The organism is Muricauda sp. SCSIO 65647, from assembly GCF_021534965.1.
Taxonomy (GTDB): domain Bacteria; phylum Bacteroidota; class Bacteroidia; order Flavobacteriales; family Flavobacteriaceae; genus Flagellimonas_A.
Genome location: NZ_CP091037.1, coordinates 239366 through 256881, shown reverse-complemented (window position 1 = coordinate 256881; position 17516 = coordinate 239366). Strand labels below are relative to the sequence as shown.

Sequence of the window (17516 nt, the reverse complement as noted above, 5' to 3'; positions counted from 1 at the left end):
AAAATCAAAATGAAAAAGCTTAAATATACAATTACGATTTTAGCATTGGTGTCGTTGAGCTTATCCTGTGAAGATTATCTTGACGAGCAACCAACGGTACAGGTTTCAGAAGAGCAGTTATTTCAAAATGTTTCGGGTCTCCAAGTTGTTTTGAACGGGATTTATAAGTTTCTTTTGACAGAAAGCAACGGCATGAATCTTGGTATTGCCGGTATGCAGATTTATAATCTAACGGCAACACCCGATCTGTGGGTGAGAAACATCGGGAATGCGTTCTATGAAAACAGTATTTTTTCTTCGGTACGGACCGAATCTGCAGGAACATTTTCCAGCCGTTTCTGGACGCATTATTATCAAGTGATCAACAATTGCAATATCATTTTATTGAACGTTGATTCATTTGCCCAAGAAGCCCCCGAGCAAGTGGCCGCGATAAAGGGTCAGGCACTTGCCCTGAGGGGATATGCCTATTTTCACCTTATAAGGTACTATCAACACCCATATAGCATTGCCAGAACCGCCCCTGGGGTACCCATTTACTTAGATAGGGCTTCTGCGGATAGGCCACAAAAAGATAGGGATACCGTAGAGGAAGTCTATGCACAGATTTTGGCCGACCTAAACGGGGCCTTGACAGAACTATCGGGTTTTGATAGACCAAGTATGGAATACATTGATTCTGATGTGGTCAATGGCCTATTGGCCAAAGTATATCTGACCATGGAAAATTGGGCCGAGGCTGAACAACATGCCAGCGCAGCTCGTACGGGCCACCCTCTAATGAGTGCAGAGGAATACACAGGAGGGTTTGACACTTCAAACGCCGAATGGATTTGGGGCTTTGGCCAAACCGAGAATGACAATATTCAAACGACCAACCTTTTTTCAAGATGGTTTTTTAACGGCCATAGACCTGCGGGCACCGTTTTTGGTGACGGTACCCTACGAATCAATGAAAGTTTTGTAAACCTGTTTGATGCCTCTGATATTCGATATCAATTTAGGTATATCGATGTGGGAGGAGGGCCACTTGAAACGGGTTGGACCTCCGATAAATTCAGGGATGACGGTAGTAACTATCTCGGCGATATGATTGTAATGCGTGGCGCAGAGATGCTTTTGATTGAGGCCGAAGCCCTTGCCCAGCAAGGCAGTACGGGCCCTGCATTGACATTATTGAACGAACTCCAAAACGCTCGGTCGGTTGAAACCCCAACAAGTACAATGGTTCAAGAAGATTTAATTGAAGCCATCTGGATAGAAAAACGTAAAGAACTATATTCAGAAGGACTTGTTTACTGGGATGTTCTAAGAAGGCAGATCGATTTGGTGAAGCTTGGCGCAGATGAAGGGGGAGATGCATTGGATCCGTTGGTAATTCCGGCAAGGGACAACCGTTTTATTTTGCAAATTCCAGATGATGAAATGAACTTTGGAGGTATTACCGTACAAAACCCATTAGATGGTATTTTCGGAGGATAAAAGACAAGTATTGGTTTGAGTTAGTTATATAATGTCCGGGGATATTTGGTAGGTTCTCCGGACATTTTTGGGCAATATATGTTTCGTTATGGCATGGAGCTATGAACGATTGGGTAATTGGAAGGCAAACCAACGAATTAAAAAATTATAACCGCGTCACCGTTAAATTGATAAAAAGGGCAATCACAATGAAAAGAAGACAATATTTTCTATTGGCACTGTTTATTACATTTTTATTCAGCTGTCAGCAAAAAAAAGAACCTGTTGAAAAGCAAAGTCCCAATGTGCTTTTTGTTCTGCTTGATGATTTGGGGTATTCAGACCTTGGCTGTTATGGAGGTGAAATAAAAACCCCGAACATAGATCGATTGGGCTATAACGGTTTGCGTTATGAAACCATATATAACTCAGCTCGCTGTTGCCCTAGTAGGGCGGCTTTAATGACCGGTTTGTATCCGCCCCAGGCAGGCATAGCCAACTTTACCACCAAGAAGCCCAAAAAAGACCTCGGGCCCGCCTATTTGGGGCATTTACGAGAAGATTGCGTCACCTTGGGCGAAGTGCTAAAGGCCAAGGGCTATGGTACGTATTATGTTGGCAAGTGGCATATGCACGAGAAAACAGATCCAGTTAAACGAGGTTTCGATGAGTTTTACGGCTATGATATGGGGTATGCCCAAGACCAATGGGATCCCAATGCCTACATACGCAAACCAGAGGGCAGGAAAAAAGAAATAGACAAACCTGAAGGAGAGTTTTATGCCACAGATATTTTCAATGAATATGCATTGGAATTTTTAAAGCAAGCAAAACAAAAAGAGGGTGAACCATGGTTTCTTTTTCTAGGGCATTCATCGCCCCATTTTCCGGTTCAAGCGCCAAAAGAAAGCATTGACAAGTATTTTGATGTTTATATGAAAGGCTGGGATGTAATTAGGGAAGAACGCTATGCAAACCTAAAAACCGTAGGTCTGATTGAAAATGAAAGCAGATGGTCGTTAACCGATAGGGCAATCGTACCTACCGACAGGGATATTGTCACCAATTATTTTTCTGGAGAGCAAAACCCAGCTTGGACTTCTTTAGACATTGACAGAAAACGTGACCTGGCCAGAAGAATGGCAACATTTGCCGCTATGGTAGAGCATGTTGACAAGGGTGTTGGTAAAATAGTTGACTATTTAAAAGAGACTGGCCAATACGACAATACCATCATTATGATAACCAGTGACAACGGTGCTTGCTTTGAATGGGGGCCTTTTGGTTTTGATGGCCCCTCAAGAAAAGGTATTACCACCTTGCACAAGGGAGATAGCCTGAATATGGTTGGCCAGAACGGTACGCACTCTTCGTATGGAAGTGCTTGGGCAAATATGAGCAACACTCCCTTAAAACTTTACAAACATTTTACGCATGAAGGTGGCGTTGCCTCGCCACTCATAGTGCATTGGCCTGACCAAATTAAAGACAACGCGGGAAGTTGGATAAGGGAAAGAACCCATTTGATCGACATCATGCCGACCTTGTGTGATATTACAGGTGCAGAGTACCCAAAAACCTTTAATGGTAAGGCCATTCAAGATGTGGAAGGTGTGAGTTTGGTCAATACATTTAAAAATGAAGCATTGGACGAAAGACCCATTTACTTCTCCCATTTTGGGGCCAAAGCAGTGGTCTTGGGAGATTGGAAAGCGGTATGGGGAAAACAAATGCCCTACGAAATAAAGTGGGAGCTATACAACTTAAATGAAGATCGTTGCGAAACCAACGATCTTGCAGACCAATACCCTGAAAAAGTGGAAAAACTGGCGGCGATGTGGCAAGAGTATTCCGATAGGGTCGGACTTTAAATCAAATTTGATACGTTGAAAAACCGGATGCTCAATATATATAATGCAACGATATAGAACACTTAAGAAAACGATTCTTTTTTTGGGCATTGCCTTGTTTTTGTCGTGTATCCAAAAAAAGCATGAAAAGAATGGGCAGTTGGTAGACAAAAGACCCAATATTCTTTTTATCACTACAGATTATACGCGTGGAAGCGATTTAGAGTATCTGGGGCGACCACTTCGTATGCCTGTGCTGCAAGATTTGATCGCCAATGGGGCCGTTTTTACAAAGCATTCCTCGGTTAGTCCTATTTGTATGCCGGCCAGGGCATCGATAGTTACCGGTTTGTACCCGCATACACATTCTTTATGGGACAACAGGGCAATTTCAGTAAAAAAACCGAATTGGCCTTTCTTGACCCGTGACTTACAAAGCGCCGGCTATACCACACTGGGTATAGGAAAAATGCATTTCCACCCTTTTCAAGAAGATTACTATTATGATCATCGGGTCACTTTGGAAGGAAAAGACAGGGATTATCGCGATGACGATTACGAGAAGTATCTCGAGGCCCAAGGAACCAGCCGTAAAGCGTTGAGAGCTGCCTATTCGTCAACCGGCCGACCAAGGGGGCAGGATTTTTACCCTTGGCCAGCTGATGAAAAATTGCACCCTGATTATTTTGTTGGAGAGGCTGCCGTTGATGCGATCAAGAGCGGAGAAATCACAGCTGAAAAGCCCTGGTTTATGTGGGTTTCGTTCACCGGGCCCCATAATCCTTGGAATCCCCCAAAGCGTTTTTTCGATAGGTATTCCGATTTGGATAAAATTCCGGATGCCCTATTTACAGAAGGTGAACTGATCGATAAACCAATTGAATACAGCAGGCATAGATATGGCTATGGGGGTAACCTGATGCAGCATTATGATTCATTGCCAAAAAATGAACAAGAGAAACTGCGCAAACAGGTAAAAGCAGGTCATTTTGCCAGTTTGACTTTTATAGATGAACAAATAGAAAGGGTATTGTTTGAATTGGGGCAAACTGGAAAATTGGAGAATACAATCGTTGTATTCACATCAGACCATGGTAGCGCCTTGTTTGATAACGAAATGTTGCACAAAGGATCATCATTTCCAACACAATCCCTGGTGCCCATGGTGGTATGGAGACCGGGGTTGGTAAAGCAAGGAATACGCGAGGGTTTCACCTCTCATGTCGATTTGTATGCTACGTTTATGGAATTGGCCCAGGGAGAAATACATCCCATGGCAAATGGCAAAAGCATGCTGGGCATGCTTACCGATGATAAAGAGGTGATCAAAGACTTTGTGGTCATCGAAAGCACATTGGTAACTTCTTTGATGAACGACCGTTGGCTTGTTGGGTTTCATCACGTGGCCAAAGAGATTGAATTGTACGATTTGAAAAAAGACCCCATGTGCCATACCAACATAGCAAGCGACCCCGAAACCCATTCGATAATTGCAGAATTGCAAGAAACTTTGGTACAATGGCGTAGAGAGCAGAATCCAGGGCTTATCATCGGTGATGACCCCTTGCATTGGAATTTGGAGGTTTTGGGCGATGCAGAAAAGCTAGAGAGTTTACGAAAGAGTTATATCAAGGCGTACAATTACCTGACCACGCTAGATGATAGTGATCCCGGCATAGTAGGCAAAAAGGCCAAAGCCATTGTACAACAGATCGACAATTAAAAAATTGAATATAAAAAGGTGGTTAGAAATAGCCCAACACTAAAATGACAGCACCGAAGATAAAAATAGCGATTGCACTTCTGGTCTTACTATTGGCGGCATGTCATAAAAAGCAAGAGCGGCAGCAAGAGGATCTACGCCCCAATATTGTTTTGATTATGTCAGATGACATGGGCTATTCCGATATTGCTCCCTATGGTGGTGAAATCGATACGCCCAATCTACAATGGCTGGCTGATAATGGGGTTCGTTTCACCCAGTTTTATAATACGGCAAGGTGTTGTCCGACGAGGGCGTCTTTGATGACGGGCTGTTATCCTTATCAGGCAGGGATCGGTTTGATGACGCAGGCTCCCGGTGCCCCTGAGGCCAGTGATTTGGGTGTTCCTGAATACCGGGGTGTTTTGGGCAAAAATGTGGTGACCATAGCAGAAGTATTAAAAAGTGCTGACTATCGCACGATAATGACAGGGAAATGGCACCTGGGTATTTCAGAAAAAGAATATTGGCCCAAACAAAGAGGTTTTGATGAGTTTTATGGTTTGGTACCCGGTGCGGCCAATTATTTTAAACCTGAATATCCCAGGGGCATAACCGAAGGTAATGATACCATCAGCATAACCGACGAATCGTTTTATACTACCGATGCCTTTACCGATAAGGCCATCGAATACATAAACCAAGACAATACCAGTCCCTTCTTTTTATATATGGCTTACAATGCCCCCCATTGGCCCATCCAAGCGCCTAAGGAAGATATTGAAAAATATAGGGGCAAATATTTGACGGGATGGGACGAGTTGCGAAAAAAAAGGTACCAACGAATGATGGAAATGGGCCTTATCGACAAAACCTGGAAACTATCTAAAGAAGATAATGTACCATGGGATTCCTTGTCTGTTGAAAAACAAATTGAAATGGATTATCGTATGGCCATCTATGCGGCCATGATCGATAGAATGGACCAAAATATTGGTAAGTTGTTAGATAGCCTCAAATCAAACCAAATGTTAAACAATACCATTATCATGTTTATGAATGATAACGGTGCCTGCGCCGAAGGTGGCATGTTGGGGTGGGGCAAAGAGGAACAATTGGGCACGAAAGAGGGCTATTATTTATCATACGGCAGGGCTTGGGCCAATGCTTCAAACACGCCTTTCAGAAATTATAAGCATTGGGTGCATGAAGGAGGCATTGCCACCCCATTGATAGTCTATTGGCCTAAAGGTTTGGATAAAAATCAACAGGGCAAAGTAATCGATCAATATGGCTTTGCCCCTGATATCATGGCCACTTGTTTAGATTTGGCGGGTGCTGAGTATCCTAAAGAATTCAAGGGCAATACAATTGAACCGATGGTCGGGAAAAGTATATTGCCCGCACTTGCCATAGAAAGTTCACCTATTCACGATGAACCTATTTTTTGGGAACATCACGGTAACAAAGCCGTTCGATTGGGCAATTATAAGTTGGTCTTGGATAGGGCAACGAAGGATCAGCAGCCATGGGAACTTTATGATTTAGCTACCGATAGAACCGAAACAGACAATTTGATAGTTGAAGAAGGCGATGTAGCAAACGAAATGATCGATTTATATAATAATTGGACCAAAGAAATGGGAGTCTTGGACTGGCCAGAAGTTCAAAAATTGATAAGACAAAAACGAGAAGAATTAAAAAATAGGGATTCAAACAAAAGTTGATTATGGAAAGAAATAATAACAAGAAAGATTTGGGGTTGGTGATGGTTGCGGCTGCACTTCTACTAACATTTCTCAGCAGTTGCAAAGAAGAGAAGCAAACGTCGTTTTATCCTATCAAACCGGTTGCTTTTACCGAAGTTGAGATTACCGATGAATTTTGGAGGGAACGGATGGAAACCAATCGCAAAGTGACCATCCCAATTGCTTTTCAACGAAGTGAAGAAACAGGAAGAATAAAAAATTTTAAGGTTGCGGGCGGACTTGAAGAGGGTACGTTCAACACTCGCAGAGGTTATGACGATTCTGATGTCTTTAAGGTTATGGAAGGTGCAGCCTATTCATTAAGTCAACACCCAGACCCCGAATTAGAAAAGTATTTAGACACTTTGATCAGTTATGTGGCGGCAGCCCAAGAAGACGATGGGTACTTGTTTACCGTAAAGACCATCCACGGTGTATCTGACGAACATAGAGATGCCAAATTACCAAAATGGGTGAGTGTTGAAACAGATGGCTCGCATGAGCTTTATAATTTGGGGCATATGTACGAAGCAGCTGTGGCCCATTACAGGGCAACGGGTAAGCGTAGCTTTTTGAATATCGCCATAAAAAGTGCCGATTTGGTCGATGAGGTTTTCGGCTGGGGAAAACTGGAAGAGGTTCCTGGGCATCAAGAAATTGAAATAGGTCTGGTAAAACTTTACGAAGTAACAGGCGAGAAACGCTATTTAGACCTTTCAAAATTCTTTTTGGACAAGCGAGGGGAAAAGCCAGGTAAGGGTACGTACAACCAAACCCATAAAAAAGTAGTCGATCAAGATAAAGCGGTGGGGCATTCCGTAAGGGCCGTTTACATGTACGCTGGTATGGCAGACATGGCAGCACTCTCAGGCGATAATGCGTATGTGGAGGCGATGGATAAATTATGGCATGACATTGTTGACACCAAACTGTACATAATCGGGGGTATTGGAGCTGCTGGTGGGCACGAAGGTTTTGGAGACCATTACGAGTTGCCCAACTTTAGGGCCTATAACGAAACCTGTGCCGCCATTGCCAATGTTTTTTGGAATCAGCGTTTGTTTCTTACCCATGGCGATGCCAAATATGCCGATGTTTTAGAACGCTCTATGTACAACAACGTACTTTCTGGAGTGTCTTTAAGTGGTGATAAGTTCTTTTATCCGAACAGGCTAGAATCTAGGGGCACCACGGTTAGAAGCGAATGGTTCAATACCTCATGCTGCCCATCGAACGTTTCGCGTTTTTTACCTGATGTTCCAGGATATATTTATGCATATGATGATGCAAGCATCTATGTGAATCTGTTTATTTCCAGCAAAACCAATATTTCAATGAGCGGTAATGAGGTTGCCCTGGTCCAAAACAGTGATCTACCTTGGTCTGGAGATGTTGGCTTTGAGGTCAATCCAAAGAAAAGCAAGCCATTTGCGTTAAAAATGAGAATACCCGGTTGGGCTTCAGATAGTCCTGTGCCATCTGATTTATATACCTTCAAATCACCCCTAAAAGAAAAAACAGTGATCAAGGTCAATGGTGAAGTTGTTGAATACACCGTAGACAAGGGTTATGCCGTGGTGCAACGAACTTGGGATCAAGGCGATAAGGTTGACGTAGATTTCCCCTTTGAACTGCGTGTCGTGGAATCACATCCGAATATTATCGAAAACAAAGGCCGTGTGGCGTTTCAAGTAGGTCCTATTGTATATTGTGTCGAGGGTAAGGATTTACCGAATGAAGAGGCTGGCAATATTATGATCGATGACACACAAGAATTTAAATTGAAGTATGAAGAGAACTTGCTAAACGGTGTAACAACGATCAATGGAGAGGCAACATATTTTGAAGCAACAGAATCTTCAGGACTTAAGGAAGAAAAGATACCTTTCAAGGCCATTCCTTACTATGCATGGGCCAACCGTGGCGGAAGCGAAATGATGGTATGGATTCCGAATGAAAAACAAGCGGTATTTCCAGAACCCATTGCCACCAAGGCCAACAGGGCCAAGTTGACCACTTCAAAAACGGTCAGAACCGGCTCTTTGTACGTGGTCAATGATTCATACAAACCCGATATGTCCAGTTCGATTGAGGCCACCCATTTTAATTTCTGGCCGTTAAAAAATTCAACCGAATGGATCGATATGACTTTTGATCGACCCACCACGGTATCAGAAAGTACGGTTTATTGGAAGTACGAAAAAGTGGGCACCAAATTTCCAAAGTCATATAAACTGTATTACAGATCCAATGGTGATTGGAAAGAGGTCAAAGTAAAAGATTATCCTATAAATCAGGATGGAGAACCGAGTACCATCACCTTTAGAAAAGTAAAGACTCCGGCATTGCGCTTAGAGATTGAACAGGGTGATACACAGGCAGGACTTTACGAATGGGAAGTTAATTAACCAAAGAAGCATGGCGATATTTCAGAAAACCATATTCCTTTTGAGCTTTGTTGCAATCTTTGCGGCTCGCGCGCAGGCACCACGAAACAGCCACTATATCACCAACCAAGAACCGCTCGTCGCGCAACCGTATTCGGTCTTGCCCATTGGCGACATCAAGCCCAAAGGTTGGCTATTGAAGATGTTGGAGTTACAAAGGGATGGGCTTACCGGCAACCTCGACAGTGTCTATTCAGTAGTGGCTGGTGACAACAACGGTTGGTTGGGCGGTACGGGCGATAGTTGGGAACGTGGCCCCTATTGGCTTGACGGCCTCACACCGTTGGCCTATTTGCTGAACGATGAAAAACTGAAGGCGAAAGTACGGAAATGGGTCGATTGGAGCATTGAAAATCAACGTGATAACGGATATTTTGGACCATTTCCATTCAAAGAAGATACACCTATCATAAAAGGCACACAGCAAAAGATGAGTGAAGATTGGTGGCCCAAAATGGTAATGTTGAAAGTGTTGCAACAGTACTATTCGGCAACTAACGATGAGCGGGCACTTACGTTGATGCATAGGTATTTTAAATATCAATTGAAAGAATTGCCCAACACGCCTTTAGATAAGTATACGTATTGGGCCGGTAGAAGGGGGGGCGATAACCTTCAGGTGGTTTATTGGTTGTACAATATCAGTAAAGAACCTTATCTGTTGGAGCTCGGTAAGTTGATACACGGGCAGACCTATGATTGGACCGGTACCCTTTCGGGTGATATGCTGGTACAATCAAATCCGTATGCACCCTTGCACTGTGTGAATGTGGCCCAAGGCCTCAAAGAGCCCGTGATTTTCTACCAACAAAGTAAAGATTCGGTTCATTTGATGGCGCCCTATAAAGGGCTTGAGTCGCTCAAAGCTGGTCATGGTTTTGCCAACGGCATGTATGGGGGAGATGAGGCACTGCACGGCAATGACCCCACCCAAGGGTCAGAATTTTGTTCGGCGGTGGAGATTATGTACTCTTTTGAAAGTATGCTTCCGATAACGGGCAATATGTACTATGCCGATTACCTTGAAAAGATCGCCTTCAATGTGCTGCCGACACAACACGATGACAACTTTACAAAAAAACAATACTTTCAACAGCCCAACCAGATCAAGGTGACCCATGAGTACCGCAATTTTGATTGTGAGTATGGTGGTAGCAGTACATTGTACGGTACCTTGACAGGGTATCCGTGTTGTGTCTCCAATATGCACCAAGGTTGGCCAAAACTGGTTCAGAACCTGTTTTATGCTACTGCCGATAATGGCATTGCGGCCTTGGTTTATGCACCTTCAAGTGCTATGGTCAAAGTGGGCGATGGTGTTGAGGTCGAGATAGAGGAAACCACAAACTATCCTTTTGAAGATACGATCAGATTTGTGGTAAATCCTGCTAAAAAGGTAACTTTTGGTTTTCAGCTTAGGGTACCGCAATGGTGTTCAAATCCAAAAATACTGGTCAACGGTAAGACGCAAAAATTTACCATAAACAATGGAACCGTTACTTTGAGAAGAGCTTGGAAAAAGGGAGATGCCGTTGTACTTCAGTTTCCTATGGAGGTAACGACCTCACGTTGGTATGAACGTTCCATAGCCATAGAAAGGGGCCCACTGCTATATGCTTTGAAAATCGATGAAGAATGGGCAGAAATCAAAAAAGACAGGTGGGAAGATACGTTTTATGAGGTGTACCCCAAATCTGCTTGGAATTATGGCATACCAAAACGGGTGTTGATGGAAAATGACTTTACCGTTGAAGTACGGGGGTTAGAAAGTAACATGCCCTGGAATTTAGAGAATGCCCCTATTTCAATCTATACCACGGCCAAATTGGTCCCGCATTGGAAAGAGTACAATGGCAATACAGGAAAGCTTCCTGAATCGCCTTGGCCCCATCGCGAATTGGGTACAGAAGAAGAAAAAATTGAGTTGATACCATATGGTTGCACAACGCTGCGTATTTCGCAGTTTCCAGAAGTGGACATCCATAAAAAATACTGACAAACAAAATCTGATTTAAATTATGGGATTTCAGTTCAGGATTACCCTTGTTAAGCTCATCGATGGTTGTATGGCATTCTTGCACGGTTGCAAAAAGGGAAGAATCCAAAAAGAAAAGATCCGACATCGTTTATGCGATGGCGACCATTTATGGCCCCATATGCTGGAATTTTTAGGCAAGTACAGCATCATTACGGCAAATTTCGATAAAATGGTTGAAGCAAGACTTGATTGGTGGGCAATAAGAATGTCTTATGCCTACAAGCGGTGATCTAAAAAAAGAACAAATGTGAAGTTAAGACCCTTAGTTTTTATTTTTTCCCTGTTTTTCTTCAGCTGCCAAGAGGTCAAAAAAGAGTTTGCCGAATCTGCTGAAAGGCCCAATATTGTTTTGATTTTGGCCGATGACATGGGCTATTCTGACCTGGGTTGTTTTGGAGGTGAAATACCCACCCCCAATATTGATAGCCTTGCCTATGGCGGGCTTCGATTCGTACAGTTCTACAACACCGCCAGATGCTGCCCATCCAGGGCATCATTGTTGACAGGGTTGCACCCGCATCAGACCGGATTGGGCGGCATGACCGGTCATATCACCAAATATCCAGGATACCAAGGTGAGATATCGAACAATTGCGTGACCTTGGCCGAGGCATTGAAATTGGCGGGTTATAAAAACTATATGACTGGCAAATGGCATTTGACAGGGCGTTTGAAAGACTCTACGAACTGGCCTTTACAGCGTGGTTTCGATAATTTTTTTGGGTCGATAAATGGAGGGGCAAATTTTTTCCATCCAAATGGCTTGCTCATGGGCAATGAATTGATTGAAGCAGGAGAGAATTTTTACTATACGGATGAAATAGCGGCCCAAACCAATAAATTTTTGACCCAGCACAGAAATAATAACGGTAATGTGCCCTTTTTTATGTACACGGCCTTTACTGCACCGCATTTTCCACTTCATGCGCCAGATTCGTCCATTGCCAAGTTCAAAGGGAAATTTGATGAAGGCTGGGATGTGCTGCGGGAAAATCGCTTCGAGAGAATGAATCGGCTTGGTATCACCAGAACGAACCATAGGCTTTCCCAAAGAGACCCAGAGGTGCCATCTTGGAATGATGAAACAAACAAAGAATGGGAATTAAGACGTATGGAGGTCTATGCTGCACAAATATACCATATGGATAGGGCCGTTGGGAAAATTGTCGCCAATCTGAAGGCCATGGGGGTATATGAAAATACCTTGATCATGTTGCTCTCAGATAACGGCGGATGTGCAGAAAATATCACAATGAAATGGTACAATTTCGTGACTGATCGGTTTGGGGGCAGCTATACGCGGCAAGGTGATTCTCTTTTGGTATCAAATGACCCAAAAGTGATGCCGGGCCCCGAAAGAACTTTTCAAAGCGTGGGAAAGTCATGGGCAAACCTTCAAAACACACCGTTTCGAAAGTACAAGCATTACACCTTGGAGGGAGGTATGGCCACCCCATTGATCGTACATTGGCCGACCAGAATTAAACGGAGCGGTAAAATTGTTCGGCAGCCTTTTTATCTTATTGATATGATGCCCACGCTTCTTGAAGTGGCCCGAGCCGAATACCCCCATGAATACAAGGGTAACAATATCATACCCGCCAAAGGGGTAAGTATGGTGAAGGCCCTTGAGGGTGACAAGACATCCATTGCCCGAAAAATGTATTGGGAGCATGCAAATAATAAGGCAATTCGTGAAGGCAACCTAAAACTGGTAATGACCGGTTCAGGGGTTTGGGAGCTTTACGACCTTAATGAAGACCCGGTTGAAGAGAACGACCTAGCGCACCGATTCCCGGAAATTGTTGATAAAATGGAAAAAGAGTGGAATGACTGGGCATGGAGGGCAAGAGTATATCCTAAAAAAGGGATGGAAGAACATAACGATTAAAAACGAATATTCATGGGAAGAGCTTGTTTTTTTGCGGTTTTAATTTTGTTGCTGTCTTGCAAGACGTCAAACAAAGAATCGGACGAGGCATTTGTTGGGCGGCCAAACATAGTATTGATACTGGCCGATGATATGGGCTATTCAGACCTGGGAAGCTATGGGGGCGAAATCAGCACCCCTAATATAGATAGTCTGGCCTATGGAGGCATACGGTTCACCAATTTCTACAATGCCGCCAGATGTTGCCCGACCCGGGCAAGTTTGTTGACGGGTGTCTATCCACACCAGGCTGGGGTAGGTCGAATGGTCTATGGCGATTATGGGGGCGCTTATCAAGGATTTTTGAACAGAACCTCTGTGACCTTGGCCGAAGTGTTGAAAGAAGCGGGGTATAAGACCATGATGTCGGGCAAGTGGCATGTAGGGCACAAAGAATCCCAGCAATGGCCGACAGGTCGTGGTTTTGACCGATTTTATGGCATCAACATCCATGTAGACAGCTACTGGAAGGTATTGAAAAACTGCGATGTGTATTTAGACGGAAAACTGCACATACCCGCAACCGATGATCCCAAGAACGATTTACATCCTGAACAAGATTGGTACACTACCGATGTGTTCACAGATTACGGCATACACTTCTTGAACCAAGAAGTGGCCGAAGCACAAGATGGTGACCGACCGTTCTTTCTCTATATGGCGTACAATGCGCCCCATTTTCCGCTCGAAGCACCCGATGATGATATTGCCAAGTATCAGGGAAGATATATGGAGGGATGGGATAAGCTTCGTGAAGAAAAGCATAGGCGAATGAAAGAAATGGGCATTGTTCCGCCACATACCATACTGTCACCACCCGATAATGTCAAATGGGATTCACTGTCGATCGAAGACAGGGAGAACCTAGATTTCAGACGGGCCATCTATGCCGCCCAAATTGACCGGATGGACCAGAACATTGGTCGTCTGGTGGCCCACCTAAAGCAAATCGGTGAATACGAGAACACATTGATCTTGTTCTTGTCAGACAATGGCTGTTCTGCAGAGACCGATATGTTCGGCATGAATTGGGATAAATATAAGAGGCACAATTACGAGGTATGGAAAGAAGAAAGCGGTTGGTCGGTAAGCCAAGGGCAAGCATGGGCCAATGTGAGCAATGTTCCCTTTAGGCGTTATAAACGATATACGCACGAAGGGGGTACGGCCACGCCTTTGATAGCCCACTGGCCAAAGAAGATACAGACAGGGGGCGGTATCAATACCGATACAGGGCATATAGTCGATATTATGGCCACCCTGGTAGAAGTGGCCGAGGCCGACTACCCCCAACAGTACAACGGTAACCAAATCACCTCCCTAGAAGGAAAATCATTGCTGCCCCTGCTGGAGAATGATCAACGTGAAGGCCATCAGTATATTTTCTGGGAGCATTTGGGACATAGAGCGGTAAGAAAGGGAGACTGGAAATTGGTCGCGGTCAACGCCCAACCTTGGGAGCTCTACCATCTTGGGGAAGATCCCACTGAGCTGAACAATTTGGTCGATGAGCGACCTGAGTCGGTCGAAGAATTGCAAAAGGCCTATTTTGCCTGGGCAGAAAAGACAGGAGTACGTGAAGTACCGTTAAAAAAAGAATAAGGCTTTGTTGCAAGAGCGCAAAAACAAAATGGATGTTTGAATTGTTTCATCATACCTACATATTAAAGCAAATAATGTAAACCATTAACTATGAAATTTCAATGGAAAGGCGTGATGCCCGCGGTAACCACCAAGTTCACCGAAGACGACAAACTAGATGTAAAAATGTTTCAAAAGAACATCAAGGCACAGCTAGATGCAGGTGTTCACGGAATTGTTTTGGGGGGATCTCTTGGAGAGGCCAGTACCCTTATGGAAGACGAAAAAGAACGACTGATCAAAGAGACCGCTGCCATTGTATCGGGCCGAATACCGGTGATAATGACCATTGCCGAACAAGCTACCAAACTGGCGATAAAAGCGGTTCAAAGTGCTGAAAAAAGCGGAGCTGATGGTTTGATGGTCTTACCACCGATGCGATACAGGGCCACAGATAGGGAAACGATTGTCTATTTCAAGGAAATAGCGAAGAACACAAATCTGCCGATAATGATCTACAACAATCCGGTCGATTATAAGATCGAGGTCACGCCCGATATGTTCGAAGAGCTTTTAGAAATGAAGAACATCGGTGCGGTCAAAGAGTCGACACGCGATGTCATCAATATAGGCAGGTTGCGAAACAAATTTGGTGACCGCCTTAAAATCTTGACCGGGGTCGACCCTTTGGCGTTAGAGAGCCTACTGCTTGGGGCCGACGGCTGGGTTGCGGGCTTGGTATGCGCCTTTCCGGCAGAGACCGTGGCCATTTATGAGCTGGCGAAAGTAGGAAAGGTGAAAGAGGCCACGGAAATCTATCGATGGTTCCTTCCTCTACTTGAACTTGATATAAGTCCACAATTGGTGCAAAACATTAAGCTGGCAGAGGTCGCTACGGGCATAGGTACCGAGAATGTCAGACCCCCACGGTTAAAACTGGAAGGGGCAGAACGGAAAAGGGTACTGGAGGTTATAGAAAAGGGACTGAGGTCAAGACCTGAACTGCCCAATTATAAAGCGCTGGTAAAGCCCCATGCGTAAATGGAAGCTAACCTGAACAATGATGTAAAACACGCTTGCTGCCTTTGCTAAAAGCCCAGACATTGGTGTTGTTTCACTGATTGGGGAAAGATAAAAAATGACCAAAGGTGAAATTAAAAAATTGAGGGATATGATTACTGGAAAAAACTATGTAGGAAACAACCTTTCAGCCAAGGGAAGCAAAACATACAAAACGTTCAACCCAAAATTGAATCTTGAAAATCAGCATGTTTTTGTAGAGGCTTCAGAAGACGAAATAGACGGGGCAGTGGCCTTGGCCCAAAAGGCCTTTGAGACGTACCGCAATGTGCCCGGGCCAAAAAAGGCCGCTTTTATAAGGGCCATAGCAGACAACATTCTTGACTTGGGCGATGATCTTATCGAGACCTATTGTTTCGAAACGGGTTTGCCTAAAGGGCGTGCTGAGGGCGAAAGGGGGCGCACCATCTTTCAGCTGCGAAGTTTCGCCGATTTGGTGGAAGGGGGCAGTTGGGTCGAAGCAGCGATAGATACGGCCTTACCAAGCAGAACCCCGGTACCAAAACCAGATTTGCGAAAAATGAACATTCCCATTGGCCCCATAGTGGTATTTGGGGCAAGCAATTTTCCCTTGGCATTTTCAACGGCCGGTGGTGATACGGCGTCTGCACTCGCCGCCGGATGCCCGGTCGTGGTAAAATCCCATCCGATGCATGCCGGTACGGGCGAATTGGTCGCTTCGGCCATTGTGAAAGCCGTGGAAGAAACGGGAATGCCAAATGGGGTCTTTTCAAATTTGAACAGCTCGGGCATTGAAGTGGGCAAACGGCTGGTGCAGCATACGGGCGTGAAAGGGGTAGGTTTTACGGGCAGTACACGTGGGGGCAGGGCCCTTTACGATCTCGCTGCAAAACGCGAAGAACCTATTCCTGTTTTTGCCGAGATGGGCAGCATCAATCCGGTGGTGGTACTTCCTGATGCAATGCGAAAGAAGGCCGATCGGTGGGCAGAGGCCTACGCTGGTGCCATTACATTGGGTTCGGGACAGTTTTGTACCAATCCCGGTCTTCTACTTGGCATCAAAGGGGATGCGCTGGCCAACTTTATCAAACAATTGGGCAATGCAATTGTAAAGATGGAACCTTCGTGCATGCTTCACCCCAATATTGTAGAAGCGTATGAGAGCGGTAAGTCACAGGCCATGGCGCAACCAGAATCGACCCTTGTGGTCGATTATGATGGCGAGGCAGGGGCGAACCATGCCCGACAGGCCATTATTACCGTTGAGGGCAAAGCCTTTTTGGAAAACCCTACGTTGCACCATGAAGTATTCGGACCTTTTTCAATGGTGGTGCAATGCAATGATGCCTCCCAAATGGAAGGGATTCTATCAAAACTTGAAGGCCAACTGGTAGGTACCGTCATCGCTGAGGGTGGTGAGGCAAAAAACTATCATGGGGTAGTGGAGGCCCTCAAAAACAGGGTTGGTAGATTGGTTTTCAATGGGGTGCCCACAGGGGTCGAGGTGTGCCCTTCGATGACCCATGGGGGGCCCTATCCGGCTTCAACCGATAGCCGGTTTACGGCGGTGGGCATCGATGCCATAAAAAGATGGGTGCGCCCTGTAAGTTATCAAGACTGGCCCGATGAACTGCTGCCGGTTGAATTGCAGAATGAAAATCCACTGGGCATCCATCGATTGATCAACGGTGAATGGAGCATCATAAAAATCTAGAACC

The 17516-nt window shown here is 44.8% G+C and carries 11 protein-coding genes; all 11 read left to right on the top strand.

Translation table 11 applies throughout. The annotated features are described in order from the left end of the window. The first annotated feature begins 9 nt into the window (after positions 1-9). The 11 genes from L0P89_RS01145 (at position 10) to L0P89_RS01095 (ending at position 17512) form a co-directional block, all read left to right on the top strand. Positions 10-1482, top strand: coding sequence for a RagB/SusD family nutrient uptake outer membrane protein (locus tag L0P89_RS01145; protein WP_235266570.1), 1473 nt, complete (start codon positions 10-12; stop codon positions 1480-1482). Positions 1483-1670: 188 nt separating this feature from the next. After that, positions 1671-3332: an arylsulfatase gene (locus tag L0P89_RS01140; RefSeq protein ID WP_235266569.1), complete on the top strand. Its 1662-nt coding sequence runs from the start codon at positions 1671-1673 to the stop codon at positions 3330-3332. A gap of 43 nt (positions 3333-3375) precedes the next feature. Next, complete coding sequence (locus L0P89_RS01135; RefSeq protein WP_235266568.1) at positions 3376-5034, top strand: sulfatase; 1659 nt, start codon at positions 3376-3378, stop codon at positions 5032-5034. A 44-nt stretch (positions 5035-5078) separates the two neighbouring features. Then, positions 5079-6740 carry an arylsulfatase gene (locus L0P89_RS01130; protein ID WP_235266567.1) on the top strand — a complete coding sequence of 554 codons (1662 nt, stop codon included), beginning with the start codon at positions 5079-5081 and terminating at the stop codon, positions 6738-6740. Positions 6741-6742: 2 nt separating this feature from the next. Beyond that, positions 6743-9169, top strand: a complete 2427-nt coding sequence (locus L0P89_RS01125) for a beta-L-arabinofuranosidase domain-containing protein (protein ID WP_235266566.1) — start codon at positions 6743-6745, stop codon at positions 9167-9169. 10 nt (positions 9170-9179) lie between these two features. Next, positions 9180-11204 carry a beta-L-arabinofuranosidase domain-containing protein gene (locus tag L0P89_RS01120; protein ID WP_235266565.1) on the top strand — a complete coding sequence of 675 codons (2025 nt, stop codon included), beginning with the start codon at positions 9180-9182 and terminating at the stop codon, positions 11202-11204. A gap of 22 nt (positions 11205-11226) precedes the next feature. Then, complete coding sequence (locus tag L0P89_RS01115) at positions 11227-11475, top strand: hypothetical protein (RefSeq protein WP_235266564.1); 249 nt, start codon at positions 11227-11229, stop codon at positions 11473-11475. Between the two features lie 18 nt (positions 11476-11493). After that, the gene (locus L0P89_RS01110) at positions 11494-13137 is read left to right on the top strand and encodes an arylsulfatase (RefSeq protein ID WP_235266563.1); all 1644 of its coding nucleotides are present in this window, start codon (positions 11494-11496) and stop codon (positions 13135-13137) included. A 12-nt stretch (positions 13138-13149) separates the two neighbouring features. Further along, positions 13150-14778 carry an arylsulfatase gene (locus L0P89_RS01105; protein WP_235266562.1) on the top strand — a complete coding sequence of 543 codons (1629 nt, stop codon included), beginning with the start codon at positions 13150-13152 and terminating at the stop codon, positions 14776-14778. A gap of 90 nt (positions 14779-14868) precedes the next feature. Continuing rightward, entirely contained in the window at positions 14869-15798 is a 930-nt protein-coding gene (locus tag L0P89_RS01100; protein ID WP_235266561.1) for a dihydrodipicolinate synthase family protein, read from the top strand. A gap of 130 nt (positions 15799-15928) precedes the next feature. Then, entirely contained in the window at positions 15929-17512 is a 1584-nt protein-coding gene (locus tag L0P89_RS01095; protein WP_235267971.1) for an aldehyde dehydrogenase (NADP(+)), read from the top strand. Positions 17513-17516 lie beyond the last annotated feature (4 nt).

Coding starts and splice junctions, on each gene's coding strand:
- L0P89_RS01145 (WP_235266570.1), top strand. CDS start 10: ATGAAAAAGCTTAAATATACAATTACGATTTTAGCATTGGTGTCGTTG.
- L0P89_RS01140 (WP_235266569.1), top strand. CDS start 1,671: ATGAAAAGAAGACAATATTTTCTATTGGCACTGTTTATTACATTTTTA.
- L0P89_RS01135 (WP_235266568.1), top strand. CDS start 3,376: ATGCAACGATATAGAACACTTAAGAAAACGATTCTTTTTTTGGGCATT.
- L0P89_RS01130 (WP_235266567.1), top strand. CDS start 5,079: ATGACAGCACCGAAGATAAAAATAGCGATTGCACTTCTGGTCTTACTA.
- L0P89_RS01125 (WP_235266566.1), top strand. CDS start 6,743: ATGGAAAGAAATAATAACAAGAAAGATTTGGGGTTGGTGATGGTTGCG.
- L0P89_RS01120 (WP_235266565.1), top strand. CDS start 9,180: ATGGCGATATTTCAGAAAACCATATTCCTTTTGAGCTTTGTTGCAATC.
- L0P89_RS01115 (WP_235266564.1), top strand. CDS start 11,227: ATGGGATTTCAGTTCAGGATTACCCTTGTTAAGCTCATCGATGGTTGT.
- L0P89_RS01105 (WP_235266562.1), top strand. CDS start 13,150: ATGGGAAGAGCTTGTTTTTTTGCGGTTTTAATTTTGTTGCTGTCTTGC.
- L0P89_RS01100 (WP_235266561.1), top strand. CDS start 14,869: ATGAAATTTCAATGGAAAGGCGTGATGCCCGCGGTAACCACCAAGTTC.
- L0P89_RS01095 (WP_235267971.1), top strand. CDS start 15,929: ATGATTACTGGAAAAAACTATGTAGGAAACAACCTTTCAGCCAAGGGA.